This window comes from Butyrivibrio sp. FC2001 (assembly GCF_000424125.1).
In the GTDB taxonomy this organism is placed as follows: domain Bacteria; phylum Bacillota; class Clostridia; order Lachnospirales; family Lachnospiraceae; genus Butyrivibrio.
Genome location: NZ_KE384132.1, coordinates 103,861 through 122,811, shown reverse-complemented (window position 1 = coordinate 122,811; position 18,951 = coordinate 103,861). Strand labels below are relative to the sequence as shown.

The 18,951-nt window shown below is 38.9% G+C and carries 18 protein-coding genes; all 18 read right to left on the bottom strand.

Annotated features, from left to right (window positions below; genetic code table 11):
• Window positions 1-26: 26 nt before the first annotated feature.
• The 18 genes from G601_RS0114315 to G601_RS0114235 all read right to left on the bottom strand — a co-directional run bounded on the left by G601_RS0114315 (window position 27) and on the right by G601_RS0114235 (window position 18,900).
• Window positions 27-3,095 (bottom strand): glycoside hydrolase family 2 TIM barrel-domain containing protein, encoded by a 3,069-nt coding sequence (locus G601_RS0114315; RefSeq protein ID WP_026665774.1) that lies wholly within the window; start codon window positions 3,093-3,095, stop codon window positions 27-29.
• Between the two features lie 144 nt (window positions 3,096-3,239).
• Window positions 3,240-4,070 (bottom strand): carbohydrate ABC transporter permease, encoded by an 831-nt coding sequence (locus tag G601_RS0114310; protein WP_026493711.1) that lies wholly within the window; start codon window positions 4,068-4,070, stop codon window positions 3,240-3,242.
• Window positions 4,063-4,962: a carbohydrate ABC transporter permease gene (locus tag G601_RS0114305; RefSeq protein ID WP_026493710.1), complete on the bottom strand. Its 900-nt coding sequence runs from the start codon at window positions 4,960-4,962 to the stop codon at window positions 4,063-4,065. The genes G601_RS0114310 and G601_RS0114305 overlap by 8 nt, the downstream gene beginning before the upstream one ends.
• Window positions 4,963-5,156: 194 nt before the next feature.
• On the bottom strand, window positions 5,157-6,596 hold the full coding sequence (locus G601_RS0114300) for an ABC transporter substrate-binding protein (RefSeq protein ID WP_026665773.1): 1,440 nt from the start codon (window positions 6,594-6,596) through the stop codon (window positions 5,157-5,159).
• 250 nt (window positions 6,597-6,846) lie between these two features.
• The gene (locus tag G601_RS0114295; protein ID WP_026665772.1) at window positions 6,847-7,788 is read right to left on the bottom strand and encodes a helix-turn-helix domain-containing protein; all 942 of its coding nucleotides are present in this window, start codon (window positions 7,786-7,788) and stop codon (window positions 6,847-6,849) included.
• The gene (locus tag G601_RS0114290) at window positions 7,760-10,003 is read right to left on the bottom strand and encodes a CotH kinase family protein (RefSeq protein WP_026665771.1); all 2,244 of its coding nucleotides are present in this window, start codon (window positions 10,001-10,003) and stop codon (window positions 7,760-7,762) included. The genes G601_RS0114295 and G601_RS0114290 overlap by 29 nt, the downstream gene beginning before the upstream one ends.
• 38 nt (window positions 10,004-10,041) lie before the next feature.
• Window positions 10,042-11,046 (bottom strand): glycosyltransferase family 2 protein, encoded by a 1,005-nt coding sequence (locus G601_RS0114285; protein WP_026665770.1) that lies wholly within the window; start codon window positions 11,044-11,046, stop codon window positions 10,042-10,044.
• Window positions 11,047-11,072: 26 nt separating this feature from the next.
• Window positions 11,073-11,744 (bottom strand): DUF4956 domain-containing protein, encoded by a 672-nt coding sequence (locus G601_RS0114280; RefSeq protein ID WP_026493705.1) that lies wholly within the window; start codon window positions 11,742-11,744, stop codon window positions 11,073-11,075.
• A 19-nt stretch (window positions 11,745-11,763) separates the two neighbouring features.
• Complete coding sequence (locus G601_RS0114275) at window positions 11,764-12,459, bottom strand: polyphosphate polymerase domain-containing protein (protein ID WP_026493704.1); 696 nt, start codon at window positions 12,457-12,459, stop codon at window positions 11,764-11,766.
• Window positions 12,460-12,478: 19 nt separating this feature from the next.
• The gene (locus G601_RS0114270; protein WP_026665769.1) at window positions 12,479-13,906 is read right to left on the bottom strand and encodes a sugar transferase; all 1,428 of its coding nucleotides are present in this window, start codon (window positions 13,904-13,906) and stop codon (window positions 12,479-12,481) included.
• A 97-nt stretch (window positions 13,907-14,003) separates the two neighbouring features.
• Window positions 14,004-14,588, bottom strand: a complete 585-nt coding sequence (locus G601_RS25200) for a glycosyltransferase (RefSeq protein ID WP_051205875.1) — start codon at window positions 14,586-14,588, stop codon at window positions 14,004-14,006.
• On the bottom strand, window positions 14,585-14,722 hold the full coding sequence (locus G601_RS27455) for a UDP-N-acetylglucosamine transferase subunit ALG14 (protein ID WP_242834446.1): 138 nt from the start codon (window positions 14,720-14,722) through the stop codon (window positions 14,585-14,587). The genes G601_RS25200 and G601_RS27455 overlap by 4 nt, the downstream gene beginning before the upstream one ends.
• A complete protein-coding gene (locus G601_RS23420; RefSeq protein ID WP_242834428.1) occupies window positions 14,718-15,047 on the bottom strand; it encodes a hypothetical protein in 330 nt (109 codons plus the stop codon). Before G601_RS23420 ends, G601_RS27455 begins: the two co-directional genes overlap by 5 nt.
• A 35-nt stretch (window positions 15,048-15,082) precedes the next feature.
• Window positions 15,083-15,550 carry a S24/S26 family peptidase gene (locus G601_RS23415; protein WP_051205873.1) on the bottom strand — a complete coding sequence of 156 codons (468 nt, stop codon included), beginning with the start codon at window positions 15,548-15,550 and terminating at the stop codon, window positions 15,083-15,085.
• On the bottom strand, window positions 15,547-15,816 hold the full coding sequence (locus G601_RS0114250) for a PqqD family protein (RefSeq protein WP_026493701.1): 270 nt from the start codon (window positions 15,814-15,816) through the stop codon (window positions 15,547-15,549). Before G601_RS0114250 ends, G601_RS23415 begins: the two co-directional genes overlap by 4 nt.
• A gap of 64 nt (window positions 15,817-15,880) precedes the next feature.
• Window positions 15,881-16,117, bottom strand: coding sequence for a hypothetical protein (locus G601_RS0114245; RefSeq protein ID WP_026493700.1), 237 nt, complete (start codon window positions 16,115-16,117; stop codon window positions 15,881-15,883).
• 87 nt (window positions 16,118-16,204) lie between these two features.
• Window positions 16,205-17,104, bottom strand: a complete 900-nt coding sequence (locus tag G601_RS0114240) for a hypothetical protein (protein ID WP_026665768.1) — start codon at window positions 17,102-17,104, stop codon at window positions 16,205-16,207.
• Between the two features lie 104 nt (window positions 17,105-17,208).
• The gene (locus G601_RS0114235; protein WP_026665767.1) at window positions 17,209-18,900 is read right to left on the bottom strand and encodes an ABC transporter ATP-binding protein; all 1,692 of its coding nucleotides are present in this window, start codon (window positions 18,898-18,900) and stop codon (window positions 17,209-17,211) included.
• Between the last annotated feature and the right edge of the window lie 51 nt (window positions 18,901-18,951).

Sequence of the window (18,951 nt, the reverse complement as noted above, 5' to 3'; positions counted from 1 at the left end):
TAAAAAGAGGGGTTTATGTCTGCTAATCATATGCCTTTAAACCAGAATGTAAAGCTCAAATTCTTTCCCTCCGGAAGTCTGTATTCCGGATGAGGTCTTGCTCCCCAGCTGTCGTCACCTGCTATACCCATCTGCTGCATAGCCACTCTTACAACTGTGTAGTGAACATTAGGTAGTTCGTAATCGTGCATCGCATTCTCAACCTCATGGGGTGTGAACGGCAGTGCACTAAAGCAAATATTATCACCGAAGAACTTCATTCCTCGTCCTCTAAGATTAGTAACCTTAGCCCATCTTACATCGCATTTATTACCGCATTCCTGAGGAACAAGGTATTTTGCCATATTATCAGCAACCTTATTGGAATAAATTCCAATCTTTCCACCGCGCTTTCTGTCTTCGTAGGTTTCTTCCGCCCCAAGTCCATACCAGGTAAGGTTGTCATAGTCAGCATTAAGCTTAAATAACATACCAAACTCAGGCATATCAGGAAGTCCCTTCACAGCTATATAATTCATATCGGTTCTGATAGTTCCATCACCAAATACTTCGTATGTCACTGTGCATTCTGACTCCGGCGTAGTAGGAAGATAATAAGTATATTTAATCTTTACAGTATCCTTTCCTTCTGTAACCTCAGGGAATACCATGTCATGATCAGGCTTACCCTTGATAGAAGGATACATACTTGCAATCTTCCACTGAGCATATCTCTGCTGCATCATGCTTCCGTTGTCATTATCGTTAGGCGCTCTCCAGAAGTTGGGAGCAGGTGCCTTCTCGATCATCTCTCTTCCGGCATACACGTATGAGCAAAGTCCCGCACCCATAACTGAGAACAATGCAGAGAATTCGTCACCATGAACGCCGATATTATTTTTTCCATGTACAACCCTAAGCTTGCTGCTGCACTTGTAAGCCTTAGATATCTTTTTAAGAACAGTCTGTCCAAAGGCAACCTCGTAGCCGCTCTTTGCCCAGAGAGTGTTCTCCTTTAAGCTGAAGGATACAGTAAGCACAAATTCAAGTGTACCTGATGTGAGATTGTAACCACTCTCATATTCCATCATGGCTTCTGTTATCACCTTAGGAATATTGAAGGACTTATTGGACAGCGGCTTAACCGCGATATCCATCTTTGTCTCACATATTTCTATTCCGTTAGCTAAAAGTGTAACCGTAGCATCAAAGGAATCTGTATTAACAAACAAGTTTTTATTAATAACCTTGAACTTGCTCTTTTCAAATACAACAGAAATATTCTGGTAATTGAACTTAACCTCCTGCATCTTGGGAGAAGGTGTTCTGTCGCCGTAAGCTATACCGTTTCCGCTAAAGTTATAGTCAGTAGGTCTGTCTCCGAAATCTCCGCCATAGGCTTCGAAATACTTGCCGTATCTGTCCTTTTTCAGGATACTCTGGTCAATGTAATCCCAGATAAATCCGCCCTGATATCTGGGCTCAGTATCCGTAAGATCAGTATAAAGATGCATTCCGCCGCATGAATTACCCATTGCATGTGTGTATTCGCAGCAGATAAAAGGCTTCTTTTTATCCTTCTTAAGGTGCTCCTTTATCATCTCAACTGAAGGATACATCTGGCTTTCCATATCGGAAGTATCATTGTATCTTCTGTCGTGGAAAAGTCCCTCATAGTGAACAAGTCTTGTGCTGTCGTGCTCTTTAAAGCGTTTACTCATAGCATAGGGAACAGTTCCGCCAAAGGCCTCATTACCAACTGACCAGATAAGGATTGAAGGATGATTCTTGTTTCTGTGGTAGCAGGAATCTATCCTGTCAAGAAGCATGGGCTGCCATTCTTCCTTATCCTTGGGAAGCACGAAGTCCTCGGTCTCAATTCCTCTCTCGAAGGGCTCCCAGGTTCCGTGAGTCTCAAGATTATTCTCAGCAATCATGTATAAACCATATATGTCGCAGAGCTCATAAAGTGTGCTGTCATCGGGATAATGACTTGTTCTGATGGCATTTATATTGTGCCTCTTCATGGTCACAATATCCTGAATAACCTCTTCCCTGCTGGGTACACGGCCGTTTGCATGGCTGAACTCGTGACGGTTTACACCCTTGAATACAATTCGCTTGCCATTGAGGTGCATGATGCCGTCTTTCATCTCGAATCTGCGAAGTCCCACATACTGGCGGATAACCTCGTAAACAGCGCCTCTGGCATCAGTTATTGTCAGATAAAGCTCGTAAAGATTAGGCTCCTCTGCACTCCAAAGATATATTTTCTCAAAGTTACAGCTTCCTGTTGTCTTGCCGGATGCTGACAGCGGAATCTTGCCCTCTAATACCTTCTCTCCCTTGTACAGGAGCTTTAATCCCATCATACCGCTTCCTGAAGTAGCTGCACTGATCTCAAGATGTGCTGACTTGTAGTCATCAGTCAGTCCTGTCTCAATCCTGATATCAGATACATGTACCTTTGGCACTGCAAGAAGATATACACTTCTGAAAATTCCGGAGAATCTGAAGAAGTCCTGATCCTCACACCAGCTGCTTGAGGTCCACTTAAACACTCTTACAGCAAGCTTATTCTCACCCTTTACAAGTGCATCTGTGAGGTCAAACTCAGCAGGATCAAAGCTGTCTTCACTGTAGCCTATGTATTTCCCATTGAGCCAGAGCGCAAATCCGCTCTCAACTCCCTGGAAGGATATATAGATTTTCTCCCCTTTAAAATCCTTAGGAAGCGTGAAAAGCTTCACATAATCAGCTACCGGGTTGAATCTCTCCGGAATCTCTCCCGGTCTTAAATCCTCTGATCCATCCCACGGATACTGTATATTTACATACTGCGGCTTATCATAGCCTTCCATCTGAATATGAGCAGGAACATTTATCCTGTCCCAGGTGGAGGTATCATATTCCTTTTCCCAGAAGTTCAAAGGAGCAGCATTTACATTTTTCGCATAATGAAAATGCCAGATTCCATCAAGGCTAAGCCTATAGCTTGTCTCCCCCGTCATAAGCTCCGCCATTGACTTAAAAGCCACATGATCAGAATGTGCCGGAAGCCTGTTTTCCATGAAAATCTCGGGATTTTTTACTATTTCATAGTTAAACTCTTTCATAAAATGACCTCTACAATAAAATTGAAGCTATATCTCGCTACGCTCGATATGGCTAGCTTACTCACTAGGCTCGATAACACCTCGCCAAGTGATTAACCTAAAATTAGCGCAGAAAAGATAACTCTCTTCTGCGCCATAAAGGTTTTACTTAACTGATCCTGTAATACCTTCTGTGAATTGCTTCTGCAGAACAAAGAATACTATCATTGTAGGAAGTGAACAGAACAATACACCCATCATAAGCATACCGTAATCAATTGTATAACCTCCTGCAAGGTTAGCTATAAGCATAGGCATTGTCTGAGCTCTGTTATCTGTCATTACTACTCTGGGCCACAGATATGCATTCCATGAATTCATGAAGGTAATAACAGCTGCTGCTGCATAAGTTGACTTCATAACCGGCATATACATGCGGAAGAAAATAGCAAACTCTGAAAGGCCGTCAATTCTTGCAGCTTCCATGATATCCACAGGGAAGTTTCTGGAATTCTGTCTGAACATCATGATCATAAACGGTGTGGAGATTGCCGGAAGTGCGAAGCCCCATACTGTATTAAGGAGCTTGAACTTACTCATCATGGTGAACAACGGAATCATTGTAGCAACTCCGGGGATCATCATAGCCATAAGGAGTATTGCAAAGAGAATATCCTTAGCCTTGTCATGATAAAGCTCAAAACCATATCCTGCAAGTGAGCAGATAAAAATACATAAAAGTGTCTGTACTGTTGCATAAAGCATTGAGTTACCAAAGGATTCCCAAAGGTTTGAACTCTTCACCAGGTTGTTGAAGTTAGTAGCGATATAGTTACCGAACCATATCTTACCTCTTGATACCTCAACACTGGGGTTTGTAGCCGCTGTAACCATCCAAAACAGAGGGAACACGGAAAAGATTGATACAATTATCAAAAATATGTATGTAGGAATCAGTCTTCGCTGAATCGCGCTTCTATTCTTTTTCTCAGTCACGTGTATCACCTACTTTCAAATTGATTGCAGCTAAGATAGCAACAAGTATAAGTACGAAGAATGACATTGCGGATGCATAACCGAAGTTAGCAACACCCTGTCCAAATGAGTTATTGTAAATGTAATGAGACATTGTAATTGTGGTATTTGCAGGTCCACCGTTTGTGAGGTTGACTGACTCATCGAAGAGCTGCAATGTACCGTTGATTGACATGATGAATGTCATGATAATTACCGGCTTAAGAAGCGGAACTGTCATGTACCAGAATGTTTTCCATGCATTAGCTCCGTCGATCTTTGCTGCCTCATACACTGAATATTCGATATTTTGTAGTCCGGCAAGATAGAATACCATGTTGTATCCTGTCCAGCGCCATATCAGCGCTATGATGATTACGAATCTCGCCGTATTGGTCTGGCCCAGCCAGTTAATGTTTTCATGAATGATACCAAGGTTTGTAAGAATAATATTTACAAGACCCTGTGTAGCAAATATAGATCTGAAAATAAGTGCGTATGATACAAGAGATACTGCACAAGGAAGGAATACACATGTACGGAAAAGTCCGCGGAACTTAAGATCCTTATTGTTAAGAAGCTGTGCTAAAAGGATCGCAAGTATAAGCATGATCGGTACCTGAATAATCAGATACAGGAATGTGTTTCCTACAGATTTCATGAACATTTTGTCCTGGAACATTCTTATATAGTTGTAGTTCCATGGATCAGCCCATTTAAAGTTCTTACCCGTTCCTGTCTTAAAAGAAGTTATAAGTGCCTGTACCATAGGGTAGAAACTCATCACTATGATCATCGCGGATGCAAGAACAAGGAAGAGCCAACCGGCTGCTCTCTGTTTAGCTAAGAGGCTCATTTTCTTTTTCTTTTCCATTTTTGTTCTCCTCTAAAAAACTTTCGTTTACTTCATTTTTAAGAATACGGGGAACCGGAAGCCGATTCCCCGTATAAAAATCCTTCTCTAATAACCCTAATTTAAAAATCCCAATATCATAAGGTAGTTCTGCTCTCGCTATCGCTCGCCAGAACAACAATTCTAACTAGGCTCGAAAGAACCTCGCCAAGTTATCACTGTCCCATCTCAAACTTAACCTGATCCTCAGCGTTCTGAAGCTCTGTGTCGAGGTCAGATCCGTTGATTACGTTTGTGATAGCTGCCTGGATGTATGTACGAGCGTTGTAGTGATAATCACTCTGCTCTACTACAGGAACGTTAGCACCCATTGCAACGATGTCAGCATAGATTGACTGACCGTTGAAGAAGTCTACGCCTTCCTGATATACATCAGACTTAGAAGCTGAGATGCAAGTTCCGATAACACCACCGTTACGAAGAGCGTCATCATATGTAGCAATAGCGCCGTCTCCACCGCCGAATGTGTAAGCGAGGAAGCTCTTAGCAAGCTCAGGCTTTGTGCAGTTAGCTGTGATGTAAAGTGAAGAACCACCGTTTGCTGCGTAACCCTCTTTACCGGAAAGTGTAGGAATAGTTGTGATCTGCCACTTTCCACTTGCCTCAGCGTTCTGCTCCATTGTAGGAATAATCCAGTTACCGTTGAATACGCCTGCTACCTGATCGCCAATGATTGAAGTATCTGTGTACTCTGACCAGTCATTGCAAAGGTAGATAACGCCGTCCTGTGCGCCTGTGATGATAACCTGAAGGATCTTCTTAAGGTCTTCATTGCCTACGAAGTAAGGCTGTCCATCTTTCCACTGTGAAAGGCCTTCAGCCTGCATCATCATGTAAGGAAGATCGTCTCCGTTGTGGTCCATGGAAAGAAGATATTTACCTGTCTTCTCCTTAACTTCACGGCCGATCTCAAGCCATCTGTCCCATGTGATTCCTGTTACATCGTCAATTGTGTAGCCACACTCCTCAAGGATATCTGTACGATATGCGAAGATTGATGTGCCGTTGTCTACAGGTGCGCCGTAGTGCTTGCCATCGATTGTTGAGTAAGAAATCTTCTCAGCACCGAGGTTGCTCCAGTCAATACCTGCATCCTCAAGATCGATCCATGCATCCGGATAGTTTGTAACGTAGTTCTGAATGTAGTGATCCTGGAAAAGAACGATGTCAGGGAGCTGTGAGTAATCGCCAGAGTTAGCTGCAAGTGTTACAGCGTTCTCAACGTCTGATGAAGCTGACTGCTCGATGATGTTGAGCTTGAAGTCAGGATCAACTGTCTGATAAGCCTTCTCAGCAGCCTCAAGTGCAGGGATGTTGAAGTTCTTATCCCAAGCATAAACTGAAAGCTCATGCTCACCCTCAGAAGAAACATCAGCTGTAGGTGCCTCTGTCTCCTCAGCAGCTGCATCTGTAGACTCCTCTGTTGTCTCAGCAGCATCTGTGCTCTCTGTTGTCTCAGTTGTCTCAGTTGTCTCTGTAGCTTCTGTTGTCTCGTTTGTTGTAGTAGCTGTATCTGCTCCGCTTCCGCCGCAGCCTGCGATCATTGAAAGTGTCATAGCAGATGCAAGTACCATTGATAATGCTTTTCTTTTCATTATTAATGTCCTCCCTAATGAAAATAAATTATTATTCGTACCTGATTCATTTCTTAAGATTATGTCAGATGAGTTTTAGGCATTTTGACTGAAATAATCTCTTTTCGAATCAAATCTATGTATATTATACCAATGACCATAAAAAATAATGCACATTTTAAAGACTAAAATGTGCATTATCGACCAATTATGAATAAATTTTGAACAGAATATTAATAAACTTAAATGATTAAGTTGGCTTATTTAAGCCTTACCAGCCCTTTAAGGCGTGAATATTGTAGTCAAGGAGCTTATTGGCATAATTATCCTTATTTTTCTTCCACTGATATGGCGAAGTGCCCAGGTATTTTTTAAAATTCCTATTAAAAGTCGACACATTGCCGAAACCACATTCCACCGCAACAATTTCCATAGAGTGATCTGTCTTCTTCATAGTATCGCAGGCCTTTTGTACCCTGACCAGATTGAGGTAATCCATGGGAGCCATATTGATTATCTCAGCAAAGGTGCGCCTAAAGTGTGTTTCACTCATATTGCAGGCATTGGCAAGATCAAGCGCCCTTATCTCTTCAGCGTATTTCTCCTCGATGTACTCAATGGCAGGCTTAATGGTCATCATGTCGCCACTACTCTCCATCTCGGTTATAACAGGCTTTTCTGCGTCCATGGGCTTATGTTTTCTCATCATAAGGAACACCAGGGCCTTTATCAGATTCTGCGTAGTCTCTTTGTAATAAGACCTCTTATCCCTCATTTCCTCCATGATACGCTTTATTAATTCAGCCATCTCCTGATCCTCATCAGCATACAGAAGATCCGCCCTTTTATTTATAATCTGGATGGCTTCACGCTGCTTTGGAGTGTTGTCAGGATAAATCTGCTGAACTACTATTTCCGGATCAAAAAAGAAATACTCCCAGAAATTCTCTTCCTTACTTGTAGTGGTGTGAGGATAATTAGGTGGGATAAGCGAGAACATATTTGTCTCATACTGGCAGATTCTCTCATCCAGAACTATTTCGCCATTGCCATATCTGCAATATCCAACCTCAAAAAGATTATGGAAGTGCAGGGAATTCTCCCCTTCCCCATATATCCTGATCCATTTCTCACCAAGAAGAGCCAGACAGCTCTGGCCCTGAGGAATCTCATAAAATCTAAATTCAATTGTCGGTCTCTTTTTTCTTCCCATGTTGTTCTCTGTACTGCTTTATATATTCCTTAAGCATCTCAGGCCTTTTCCTGGCAAAGGCCTTCATATCTTCAACATTTTTTTCCCAGTTTTCATAAGTGTATGTGTAATTGTAAGAATAGTTATATTTTATCATATTACGTAATTTTGTTAACCATCCATCAGTAATATGCCATCTGGAAAAATGTGCTTCCATTTCAGGTGCATATAACGCCCTCATGGTTTCAATCTGTGATACGACATTTTCAGAGGAAAACGTTGTATCAAGACACGCTTCGAGTCTGTTAAAGAATTTCTCTTCGAAGCTTTTGTTTTTTATAAGGCTGTAGAATAATTCACGATTTTCATCGTGATAATGTGAGATACCATTTAAAATCTCTTCACCATAGTTCTCGTTAAAAACATATTCAATAGAATTAAAGTCAGCATACGAAAAAGCTCTATCTAAGTCGTATAATACAAATCTCCACTTATTATCACCATATTCCGAGTCAGATTGATCCGCTCTCCAAATACGATAATTATTCCCCGGCCAATCATAATTACCAAAATATATCTGACAAATGCAATAATCTATCAGATTATCAATATCTACCTTAGAGCTGACATATTTATAACAATCTTCATCTGTCAGATCATTTTTTATAACATAATCAACCAGATCATAGTATTCATTGATATCCTCTTCTGTTCCTGCTTCTACTCGTTTCTCACCAACAGCACCATTGTTTAGCTCTATCAGCTTTAAATTTTCACTTATTATCCCATAATGTCTGTAAAAATAATTCGCATCACAAACTTCTCTGATATTATGTATCCCCCAATATTCTCCATTGATAAAAAGTACAGAGGGTTGAGAAGCCAAAAACGACGCATTCATCTCTCCAGCAATAATTGATATAGCAAGAGAATCGCAAAACATAGTTTTATTAAAATCGGAACCGCTTGCCCTTAAAGTAACAGCGTCGCATTTATCTGCACCTTTATAAAAATCAGAAATAGGCAATACCTCAAAAATATCTCCCTCAAATCCATCTTCATCGGATATAAGCTTAAGACTTTTTGCAGCATTACTTCTCGAAGCTGCACCTGTTACTTTAACCTTTACATCATCGTCAGCGCAGATATCACCGTCTTTATCAAATATTTGAACATATCCCTTTATTTTCTTATTGCCATAATAATTTGCGGGAGAAGAAAAGTCACTGGTTACACCTTTATTATACTTTTTCCATAACTGATAAGTATTTCCCGGAACATATATTCCATACTTATCGCCAAACATATCCTCCTGATTTACTGAAAGTGAGACTATATTAAAAGTTGTTTGTGGTGAAATAAAATAAGATTTGGTTACAATTTCATCAGATAGTGCGCCATTTTTCATCGTCCTGGCTCTTACAACGGTGCATTTATAATTATATGTGTTTTCCCACTTATACTTCATTATATAGTCATTTGTAGTAATGACATCGCTCAACTTATTAGGCTCATCACTTCTTTCTTTGATAACAATAGGAGCCTTATATATATATGAATTTTCAGTAGGTTCTGATCCGTCTAACGTATAGAGTATTACTGAATCATAGTCATCTGCATAAAGACTTAGTTCAAATTTGTCATTATATATGCCTGATTCATGCGAAAAAGATGGAGCTTCCAGAGAAGCATCCATTTTAGAAATAGAGTAGATTGTTCTTGCCCTGTTAGCAGCTCCTGGTGAACTCTTCGAAAAAACCGCCAATTTCTGCGGGTCTCTTGCAAGCCGCCCAACAGATAACCCAATCGGTACATTAAAGTCAGTATCCCATTCATCAATTAAATTATTACAATCATCATAAAGAGATATTTTATCATTAGCATCTATCAGGAAATTAGAATGCAATTCTCCATTCGATGTAACTTTATCTTTCCCAGATGTCCAAACAATAAGATATTCTCCAGCCCCAAGTTTATAATTCGGAAATTTCCATTTTGTCATTCCATCTTCACCGATGTAAAGACATTTACCATAAAGATTTACGGATTTCTGTCCATAGTTGTATATTTCCATCCATCCACTACTATCGCCATCTGCATCCTTTTGTAACCCCAAATTGGTATACATTATTTCATTAATGAGCAGAGTATCTTCCGTATCATTTCCATCATATTTTTTTACGTTCTTATATTCCGTTTCAATACATAAAATCAAAAAAAAGATTAACAGTATCATAAATAATACTGCTAATATTTTATAAAAAAAATGGTGTTTCAATTGCTCTCCCGATTCTTTTTAAACTTCAATTTTTTCTTTATGTTTCTAGCTGATGCATAAAAACCAAAACTCTTTATAAATAATTGTAATCTGAACTTATCTTGATATTTTGCATACGGTAATAAATATACTGCAAAGTCATGATATATCATATACAACCTTTGAATCTCATTCACACACTCTTCATCCGCCAATACATCATTGCAGCGCATCAATTTGTTTGCTCCATCCCTAAAATTGAACAGAGCCAAATCATAGTACTTTTTTTGCAGTAAATATTTTAAAATCTCAGCATTCCCTTCAGGATGATAAAGAAATCGCCTATCATAACTGCTCCTTGTAATACTATGCTCTGACATTACCTGATTGTAAACCACCTTATCAGTCACATAAATTTTCTCACATCGTTCCATTATTTTAGGAAAAACAAATTGATCTTCACTTTTTATAACTTCATCCGGAAATCTTATTCCATCCCATACATTCTTTTTATATAATTTTGCCCAATTAACGATAATAATATATGTTTCATAAATCAGTTGAAGAAATTCACATGCTTCACGATTAGAGATCATTTTATTACTATATTTCTCAGGGATTTCTATGATTCGTTTTAAACTGATATCATCATTATATTCCGCATAATTCCCTATTACCAAGTCAGTGTCATGTTTTTGTGCCAAAGACAACAAGGTATAAAGTGCATCTTCGGGAAGAAAGTCATCATCATCTATAAAAAAAATATAGTCACCTTTTGCATTATCAAGACCCATATTTCTTGCTATACTGATTCCTTCATTCTTTTTATGAATAACTCTGACATTTTCATTCGTCGCTGCATATCTGTCACATATTTGCGGAGAACTATCACTACTTCCATCATCAATTATGACAAGTTCAAGGTTTACATCTTTTTGTGATAGTACACTATCAATGCATCGATTTAAGCATTTTTCTCTGTTATAAACGGTAAGTATTACCGAAATTAGATTATCCTTCACCAAATCCCCTCAGTTTCAATGACTAATCAGCCTGCTACTTCTCCATTATAAGTAACAATATTTATAGCATTTATTCCACCAATAGCCATAATATCATTTGTAATATTTTTTTCTTTTCCCTTTTTAAAGGATACTTCATATGTTAAGTCAACAGCAGAAGTATTTGTATTTTTCATTTTTAGATTCACTTTGGCACAATGCTTTTCCACAATATCAGAAATCTTTTCTTCATCCGCTTGCGCCAAAGCATGTATTATCACAAGGTAGGTTGTATCATCCATAACTCCCTTGCTCATAAAAAACAGTATGATTGCAATTATAATACTCCCCAGGAAAGCAATAGAATATATCCCAGAACCGCAAGCGATACCAACAGCTATTGACCAGAAAATGAAAGCACTGTCCTTTGCGTCCTTTACTGCAGTCCTGAATCTGATAATTGAAAGCGCACCGACCATACCAAGTGACAGTGCCAGATTACTACCAATAATCATCATTACCATCGTTGTTATAACTGTAACAAGTAATAATGTAACATTGAAATTTTTGCTATACAAAACGCCTGTATATGTTTTCCTATACACAAAGTGAATAAAAAAAGCCAAAAATACAGATATACATAGTCCAATGACAATCTCTTCTATCGAAATATTTGTATTATTCTCAAGCAGATAATATAAAAGTTCTCTCTTATTCATAAATTATTTTGTCTCTTTCTCAGCCAACAAGTCCTCTTGCCATACAATATTTGCTTATTGAAGAATTAAGAGCTCTCCCTGTACATATAACATCCCTAATATAATCAGGTAACACCCTATTAAATTTGATTTCCAGAATCATAACCGGATCTCTGAAAACAGGAATGAGCCCAAGTGTTTTATCAAACATATTGTCAGAATATGCACAGCGAATGTTTTTATCAAAGGTCACTCTTACACCAAGTCCGTTATCGACAAAAGCCTCCCTTTCATAATCTACTATAACTTTTGGCGAATAAAGATGATTAATCATATAGTTCTTTACTCTTATAGCAGGCTTTTCACTATATTTATCTAAAAAAGACGCATCTGTGCCGATCATTTTTAACGCTTCATCTCTACTGATTGTCAGAGATTCCTTACTCATAGATGTATTAAATCGATTTTTGACTTCCAGCTTCACCTTATCGGTATCTAAATCATAAATTCGTAATCTAACTTTTTTTCTATTCTCAATACCAGCCAATTTTGTGTAATAGTCAGTATTATCGACAGAATCAAAATATAGACTTCTTATGTAGTATTCCCCATTTTCTTTGGCATATAAATCAGGTTCCATTATCGTTTGCAATAACTGCTTCAGATAATAGTATTCTGCATAATTGATGTAATACTTATGCTCATGCCTTTTTACTATCTGTATATCATCTTTCATTGGTAATCCCCGGTAACTGTTACTTAGCTCCCTTAGATGCAAATACAGCGCCAATAGTCATTAGCAAAATCTTAAAATCAAGAGCAAGGCTCCAGTTATCAATAGCTTCAAGATCAAGCTTAACAACCTCGTCAAAGTCATCTATATCGCTTCGTCCGCTCACCTGCCACATACCTGTAAGACCGGGAGTCATGCTGATACGACGCCTGTAGTACTCATTGTACTGCTCAAATTCCTTCTCCGTCGGAGGTCTTGTTCCCACAAGGCTCATATCGCCCTTAAGGATGTTCCAGAACTGAGGGAATTCATCAAGACTTGTCTTTCTGATGAATTTACCCACCTTTGTAACTCTGGGATCATTCTCCATCTTGAACATAAGTCCCTTCATCTCGTTATTAACCTGAAGGTCCTTAAGTCTCTCCTCAGCATCCATATACATGGAACGGAATTTGTAGATTTTAAATCTTCTACCGTTTTTACCGATTCTGATCTGTGAGAAGAACACAGGGCCATGATCCTCAAGCCATATTGCAGGTGCAACGAAAACAGTAATAATTGCTGTCAGAATAAGCCCTACTATTGCACCGCAGATATCAATTGCACGCTTTATGAACATCTTCTTATAGCTGTAATCAGGACCACTGTAGGTAATTACATTATGGTTACAGAACTTACCGGTATTGCCAGATGCGCCAAACTCAGGAATATCAAGACTGTAGTGGGTTGTAACACCCATTTCCTTAAAGCCCTCGACCATAGGCTTAATGTAATCCCTTGGAAGGTTAGGAGCACATATAAATACTTCATCAAAAGTAAGCGTAACCATTTTCTCTGTGAGGTTCTTATATCCTGCAAAAACAGGTACTCCACAGATCATCTCAGGTTCAGCATCAGCATCGATATCCTTAACATCAGCATATGCCGCGCCAACGATGTTGTAATCCATACTCCACATCTGACTCTGAAGATTCTCAATAATGCCCTTCATCTGATGTTTCTCCGCAATTATAACAACCTGAGAAGCATAGGTTCCGTTATTATAAATCTTAAGCAGAAACTTTCTATAAGCAATGTGTACTGCATAAGTAAGCAAAAAGCTCATCCATGCAAAGTTAAATATTACTGTTCTGGACAGAATATATGACCACTGCAAAAAGAAAGCAAAGGTCAGTGAAGTCACAAACATTACGGCAATGTACTTAGCTACTGCAAAGAATTCCTTGCGATAGCCTCTCTGCATAAAGTTCCCATTCCAGTCTCTGAAGAAACTGTAGAGAGTACTGATCAATATAAAAATGACGAGTGTAGCATAGTGCAGATGCTTACTTCCCCAGTCATTCCTATTTGAGAAACGCACCCATGTAGCTATCTGATAAGTAACCGATATACAAGCTATATCAAGCAGCCACAGACCGTAGGTCTGTATTCCCTTCTGTTTCTGATTCATAATACTCCTCTTTTTAAACGCTACAACAGCGTCTCAAGATCTATCAGACCATTCCTTAAAACTACAAAGATAGTCATTTATCTTAAAAGACGCTGCGTTAAATTCCTTTATGATTATCAATTTCTTTGTCGCTTAAGTTCTTAGGACCAAGTGAAAAGAAATTCCTAATTCTCTTTGGCAATGGCCATGTGTGCTTTACCGGAACTGTATCTTCTTCAATACATTCCATTACAAGCTCCTCTACCTTATGCTGAGGCTCAATAAACTTTTGAAAGTGATAATCACTGGCATGTCCTATCATATACTCAAGATATTCGACATTCATGCAAATGAGCACACATCTGAAATGCTTAAGTGCCCATGCCGCCTCCATCTGATGATCATCAACATGTTCGTGAAATTCCTTTAACCTTGGAACAACAATAATCGGCTTATTGTGCTTAAGCCCTTGCATTATAGTTCCAACCCCACCATGTAAGATAAGTAGCTCACTCTCATCAATACATTTGGAAAAAAGTTCCCTGTCCATGAATTGATGGCATTCACAATTCTTTGGGACAAAAGTTGAATTACCATATTGAACAACAAACTTCTTATCCAGCATTTTGGCAGCAAGAATCTCAACCTGTTTCATAAGTCTGTCCATTTGAAATTTCTGCGTACCAACCGAAACAAAAATCAAAATATACCGCCTCCAACTACTGCCTTGTCATATTCCCTTGACAGCTCTGGCCACTGAACTATAAAACGGTTTACATGATTGTATAATAATCTGCCGGTTAGCGATAACTCATTTACTCTTGCGAATGACTCAATAAATATTACTTTTTTTGCCCATCCACTTGGCTATCCTGCAAAAAGGATAAGATATAAGTGCTCCGGTAGAAATAACACAGTCAGGCTTTTCTCTCAAAACGATAATAAATGCCTTTACAAACAGAATCAATAGTTTTATCGGAAATAAAAGTTCTCTTCTGTTAATCTGCATTACGTAGTAATTAACTTCATGTTCCTTACCATAGGTCTGAAAATCATTTTTTTCAGTTACCCAGCAGCAATCATACTTAGAAATGACTTTCTTTAATCTCGTGAGTTCTTCCATATGTCCCCCGGAAGACGCTACCATCAAAACTTTTTTCAAAATAGCCTCCCCAAAATTCATCCAACTATTTTAATTCATACACCTCTGACAAACCTATAAATCCTTATAAGTTTTATCCTAAAAGGTCGCATCAGCAACCATAGTTCGTGAAAAAATCTGTATATTCCCCAATTACAAGAATATTCACGTCCGTTTCTAATGAAACTCTCTGCCACAGCGAGTACTTGCTCTCCCCTGAGCGGTCCCTCTATCTCCTGTTGGCTCTCACCTAAAAAATAAATCCCCGAATCATCAATATGATGAATTGTATGCGTAACATATATTGCATCGTCACGCCTGTAGAGACATATGTCTCCGCGCTTAAGAGGTCTGTCAATCTTTGTAAGAATCAGACTATCGCGATTCCCCACTAACAGAGGATACATACTAAATCCAAAAGGTCCTATCTTGACCTTCTGCCCCATTGCAAGTCGTTCCAGATAAATCGGAATCCATGCATCAGTAGGTATCATCTTCTCGCGATCCCCGGACTGTTCCATCATGACTGAATAACCCCAAGCTTTTCAGCCATTGTTATAAACTCTGTAAGATCGGCCTCAGCAGTTTCTCTGTCAACATCGTATTCATCAAGCATCTTGTCCAGGAGTTCCTCCTTAGTCATCTCTCTCCCCTTGAGAGTATTGATGATAAATAACGCTGTTTCGTTGAGATCTGTCATCTTGTCCACATCCATAACCTTGGACCCCGTAGGGACAAGAAACGACTGCCCGGCAACCTCACAAACTGAAAACTCATTGTTGTACTTCATCGTGTGTTACCTTTAAAAAATTGTGGCGAAGGCGTATTACCAACGCCACAAAACTAATCAAAAATTAGCGGCGGCCGCAAAACCAGCCAATAATAAGTTCAATGCTTATAGAAATGCCTTTGTTTCGAGACTGAGGTGTTTCAGAACCATTGTTTGAGCACCTCTTCTCAGGCTGACAAGGTCTAGGATTGCAAGGTTTCCAACCAAAGCCAAAGCAACCTGCCTGACCGTAAGCGTATACTCCCTCCAGAGTTCCCTCCATTGATGAGTTAAGAACCGGTTTAACATAACTTTTTTTCATCATTCCACTCCTAAAAATAAATATTAATTTTTTATAAACTTCAGTAAAAGAATATAGCAAAAATGAAATAAACTTTCAAGGCAATAGTTAATATTCAGAATTTCTTAAGAATTCTTTCAAAATGGCAACTGCACTTTCATCCATGTTGCATGAATATTCAATAATTTTTGCCTTTTTAATTATATTTTCAGTTATTTTAGCTCGCCTGTTTGCCATCTCTTCATCCCAGGTCTCACTAAAGGTTGACGAAAAAACGTAGCCAATTTTTTCTTTTAGCGATGGTATTCTTGCGTTATTTTCCTTTGCCTGCTTCAAGAACACGATAGCGCCAAGTTCAACCTTTTTGTTCACAAACTGGCCCGAACTGCCACACCAGGGTAATCCGTAGACATAGAGCTTATTGTCTATTTCTCGGCACACTGTAACATCGCCATCCAGAACCTCACAGCCCAGAACCCTGTTCCACATATTCGCCTGAGTACTTTTCCCTGTTCCGGAGGAGGCCGAGAAAACGACCGCCTTATCCTCATCAATAACACTTGCAGAATGAATTGACATAGCGTTCTCGAACAGAATCATGTTAAAAAATGTCTCTCTGAAAAGATTAAAAATAACTCCCTGCATGCTTTCAACATAAACATCATGTCCGATACTCTTGACGAAAGGGCTATCCATCTTATCGCAGAGGTAATACGTAACCTCATGGAAATCATTTTTTAACTCTACAAGCTTTACACCTTTATGTGTCTGATAGGGAAAAAATTGAATAATTGAATCTTTTTTCTTATACACATGAAAAATTCCAATTTTAGTTCCCTTATTCCATAAATATTCTGGAAAAAATGGACGTTTTTCTTCTATATTAATAATCATGTCTGTTTTTTCAGAATTGTTACACAAAAACAGATCAAAGCTTTCATCCATATAGATAGAATCGCCCCTTAATTCTATTACGAAATCAGCAATCTTATACTTGGTTACTTCCACTGACAGCTTTCTCCTTTTTATTAAAAATCTTTTACAAAAACACAGTGCAAACAATCAGTTTCATATCCTGATTATCTGCACTGACATTAAATTACATCAACTTTTTACAGATCCTGCATAGTCACATATCCGTTATCGATCATAAGCTCTCTGGAGCAGTACTTAAGGACACTGGTTCTGTGAGTTATGAGAAGACATGTGGGCTTAGGTGAAAGCTCTCCAAGTCTCTGCAGGAGTTCAAACTCAGTCTGCTCATCAAGGGCAGATGTGGCTTCATCAAGGATAACAAAGGGGGATTTTCTGATGAGGGCTCTGGCAAGAGCAATTCTCTGAGCCTGGCCTTCTGAAATACCAACACCTTTCTCCCCGATTACAGTATCAATTCCATCAGGAAGCTTTTCTATAAATTCGCGGCATACAGCCATATCCAATGCTTCCCACATTTCTTCCTCGGTGGCGTCAAGCTTACCCATGAGGACATTATCCCTAATAGTTCCGGAAAACAGAGTATTTCCCTGAGGCACATAGGACACAAATTCACGCACGGAAGCGCTTGCCTCGGTTCTTGTGCCATGTTCATCAAAGTACTCAATCGTACCTTTCTTTGCATTTATAAAGTTCATGAGCACACGAATAAGCGTTGTCTTACCAATACCTGACTTACCAATGATTGCAACAAATTCTCCAGGCTTGATATCAAAGGATACATCATGAAGTATCTCTTCCTTAGCGTAGGCAAAGGAAACATCAGAAACTTCAACTCCTACAGCCCCCTTCATCTCAACAGACTCTAATCTGTTCTCAAGCGGAATGTCCTGAATATCCATGATACGTCCGGCTGCAGCAAAAATCGAAACCACTCCAGGAAGTTGCCGCGCCAAAGCTGCTATAGGTGCCTGTACTCTTCCAAACAACGTAAGAAAAAGCGTCATTGTACCAAACGTTATTTCACCTCTTGCAATCTGTCCAGCCGCATAAACAAAAGCTATCATATATCCAAGTTGAAATGTTCCATTCAGAACAACATTAGATCCGATAGACAACTTCGTTTTTTTCCATACCCAAAAAAATCTATTCTCCCTAAGTCCAACAAGCTTATCCGAAAAAATATCTTCATTGGAAAACGCCTTTACCACAAGAATGTTTGCAAGACTCTCCTGAATAAATGATCTGTATGCCGTTTCTGATTCCTGAACCTTGATTTGGAGCCGCTTTAATTTTCTACCAATGATAAAAGCAAGAATCACACCACCTGGTGTAAGAAACAGAGCAAAAATAGCCAAAAAAGGTGAATTAACATAAAGTGTAAAAAACACAGCTATAAGCTGAATTATAAGCACAATAATTTCAGGAACAACATTGACCATACCGTTTGCAACATTTCCTGCATCAGATGTCATTCTGGTCATCATATCTCCGGTATGAAAGTGCTGTGTTCCTAGCCATTCTGAAAATAGCAACTTATCAAATACTTGTTTACGTATTCCGAATGTGTACTTCTCATTCATCATGGTCGTAAACATATCCACTATCATGCTCACAATCATATTCACTAACATAAGCGTCACAAATACAGCTATTGCAGAGGCTGTAATCTTACCTCCACCAGCCATATCAATAAGCTTCTGAGATGCAATAGCGTATTCAATGGATACATAGGTCATAGAAATACTCACTAACATCAAAATCCCAATCTTCCACATATATGGTCTGGTATATTTATAAAGCCATTTAAAATAATCCTTCCCCCTGGCCTTATCTTCTTTATATTTTTTGTAATACTTTTTTAACTTCATAACTTCCCCTTTTCAAAACATAGGTATCATCAACTATCATTTTTGAGCTAT

Excerpts from the sequence above, each read along its gene's own strand:
- G601_RS0114315 (WP_026665774.1), bottom strand. The coding sequence starts at position 3,095 with ATGAAAGAGTTTAACTATGAAATAGTAAAAAATCCCGAGATTTTCATG.
- G601_RS0114305 (WP_026493710.1), bottom strand. The coding sequence starts at position 4,962 with ATGGAAAAGAAAAAGAAAATGAGCCTCTTAGCTAAACAGAGAGCAGCC.
- G601_RS0114300 (WP_026665773.1), bottom strand. The coding sequence starts at position 6,596 with ATGAAAAGAAAAGCATTATCAATGGTACTTGCATCTGCTATGACACTT.
- G601_RS0114295 (WP_026665772.1), bottom strand. The coding sequence starts at position 7,788 with ATGGGAAGAAAAAAGAGACCGACAATTGAATTTAGATTTTATGAGATT.
- G601_RS0114290 (WP_026665771.1), bottom strand. The coding sequence starts at position 10,003 with ATGATACTGTTAATCTTTTTTTTGATTTTATGTATTGAAACGGAATAT.
- G601_RS0114280 (WP_026493705.1), bottom strand. The coding sequence starts at position 11,744 with ATGAATAAGAGAGAACTTTTATATTATCTGCTTGAGAATAATACAAAT.
- G601_RS0114275 (WP_026493704.1), bottom strand. The coding sequence starts at position 12,459 with ATGAAAGATGATATACAGATAGTAAAAAGGCATGAGCATAAGTATTAC.
- G601_RS0114270 (WP_026665769.1), bottom strand. The coding sequence starts at position 13,906 with ATGAATCAGAAACAGAAGGGAATACAGACCTACGGTCTGTGGCTGCTT.
- G601_RS23415 (WP_051205873.1), bottom strand. The coding sequence starts at position 15,550 with ATGATGGAACAGTCCGGGGATCGCGAGAAGATGATACCTACTGATGCA.
- G601_RS0114250 (WP_026493701.1), bottom strand. The coding sequence starts at position 15,816 with ATGAAGTACAACAATGAGTTTTCAGTTTGTGAGGTTGCCGGGCAGTCG.
- G601_RS0114245 (WP_026493700.1), bottom strand. The coding sequence starts at position 16,117 with ATGAAAAAAAGTTATGTTAAACCGGTTCTTAACTCATCAATGGAGGGA.
- G601_RS0114235 (WP_026665767.1), bottom strand. The coding sequence starts at position 18,900 with ATGAAGTTAAAAAAGTATTACAAAAAATATAAAGAAGATAAGGCCAGG.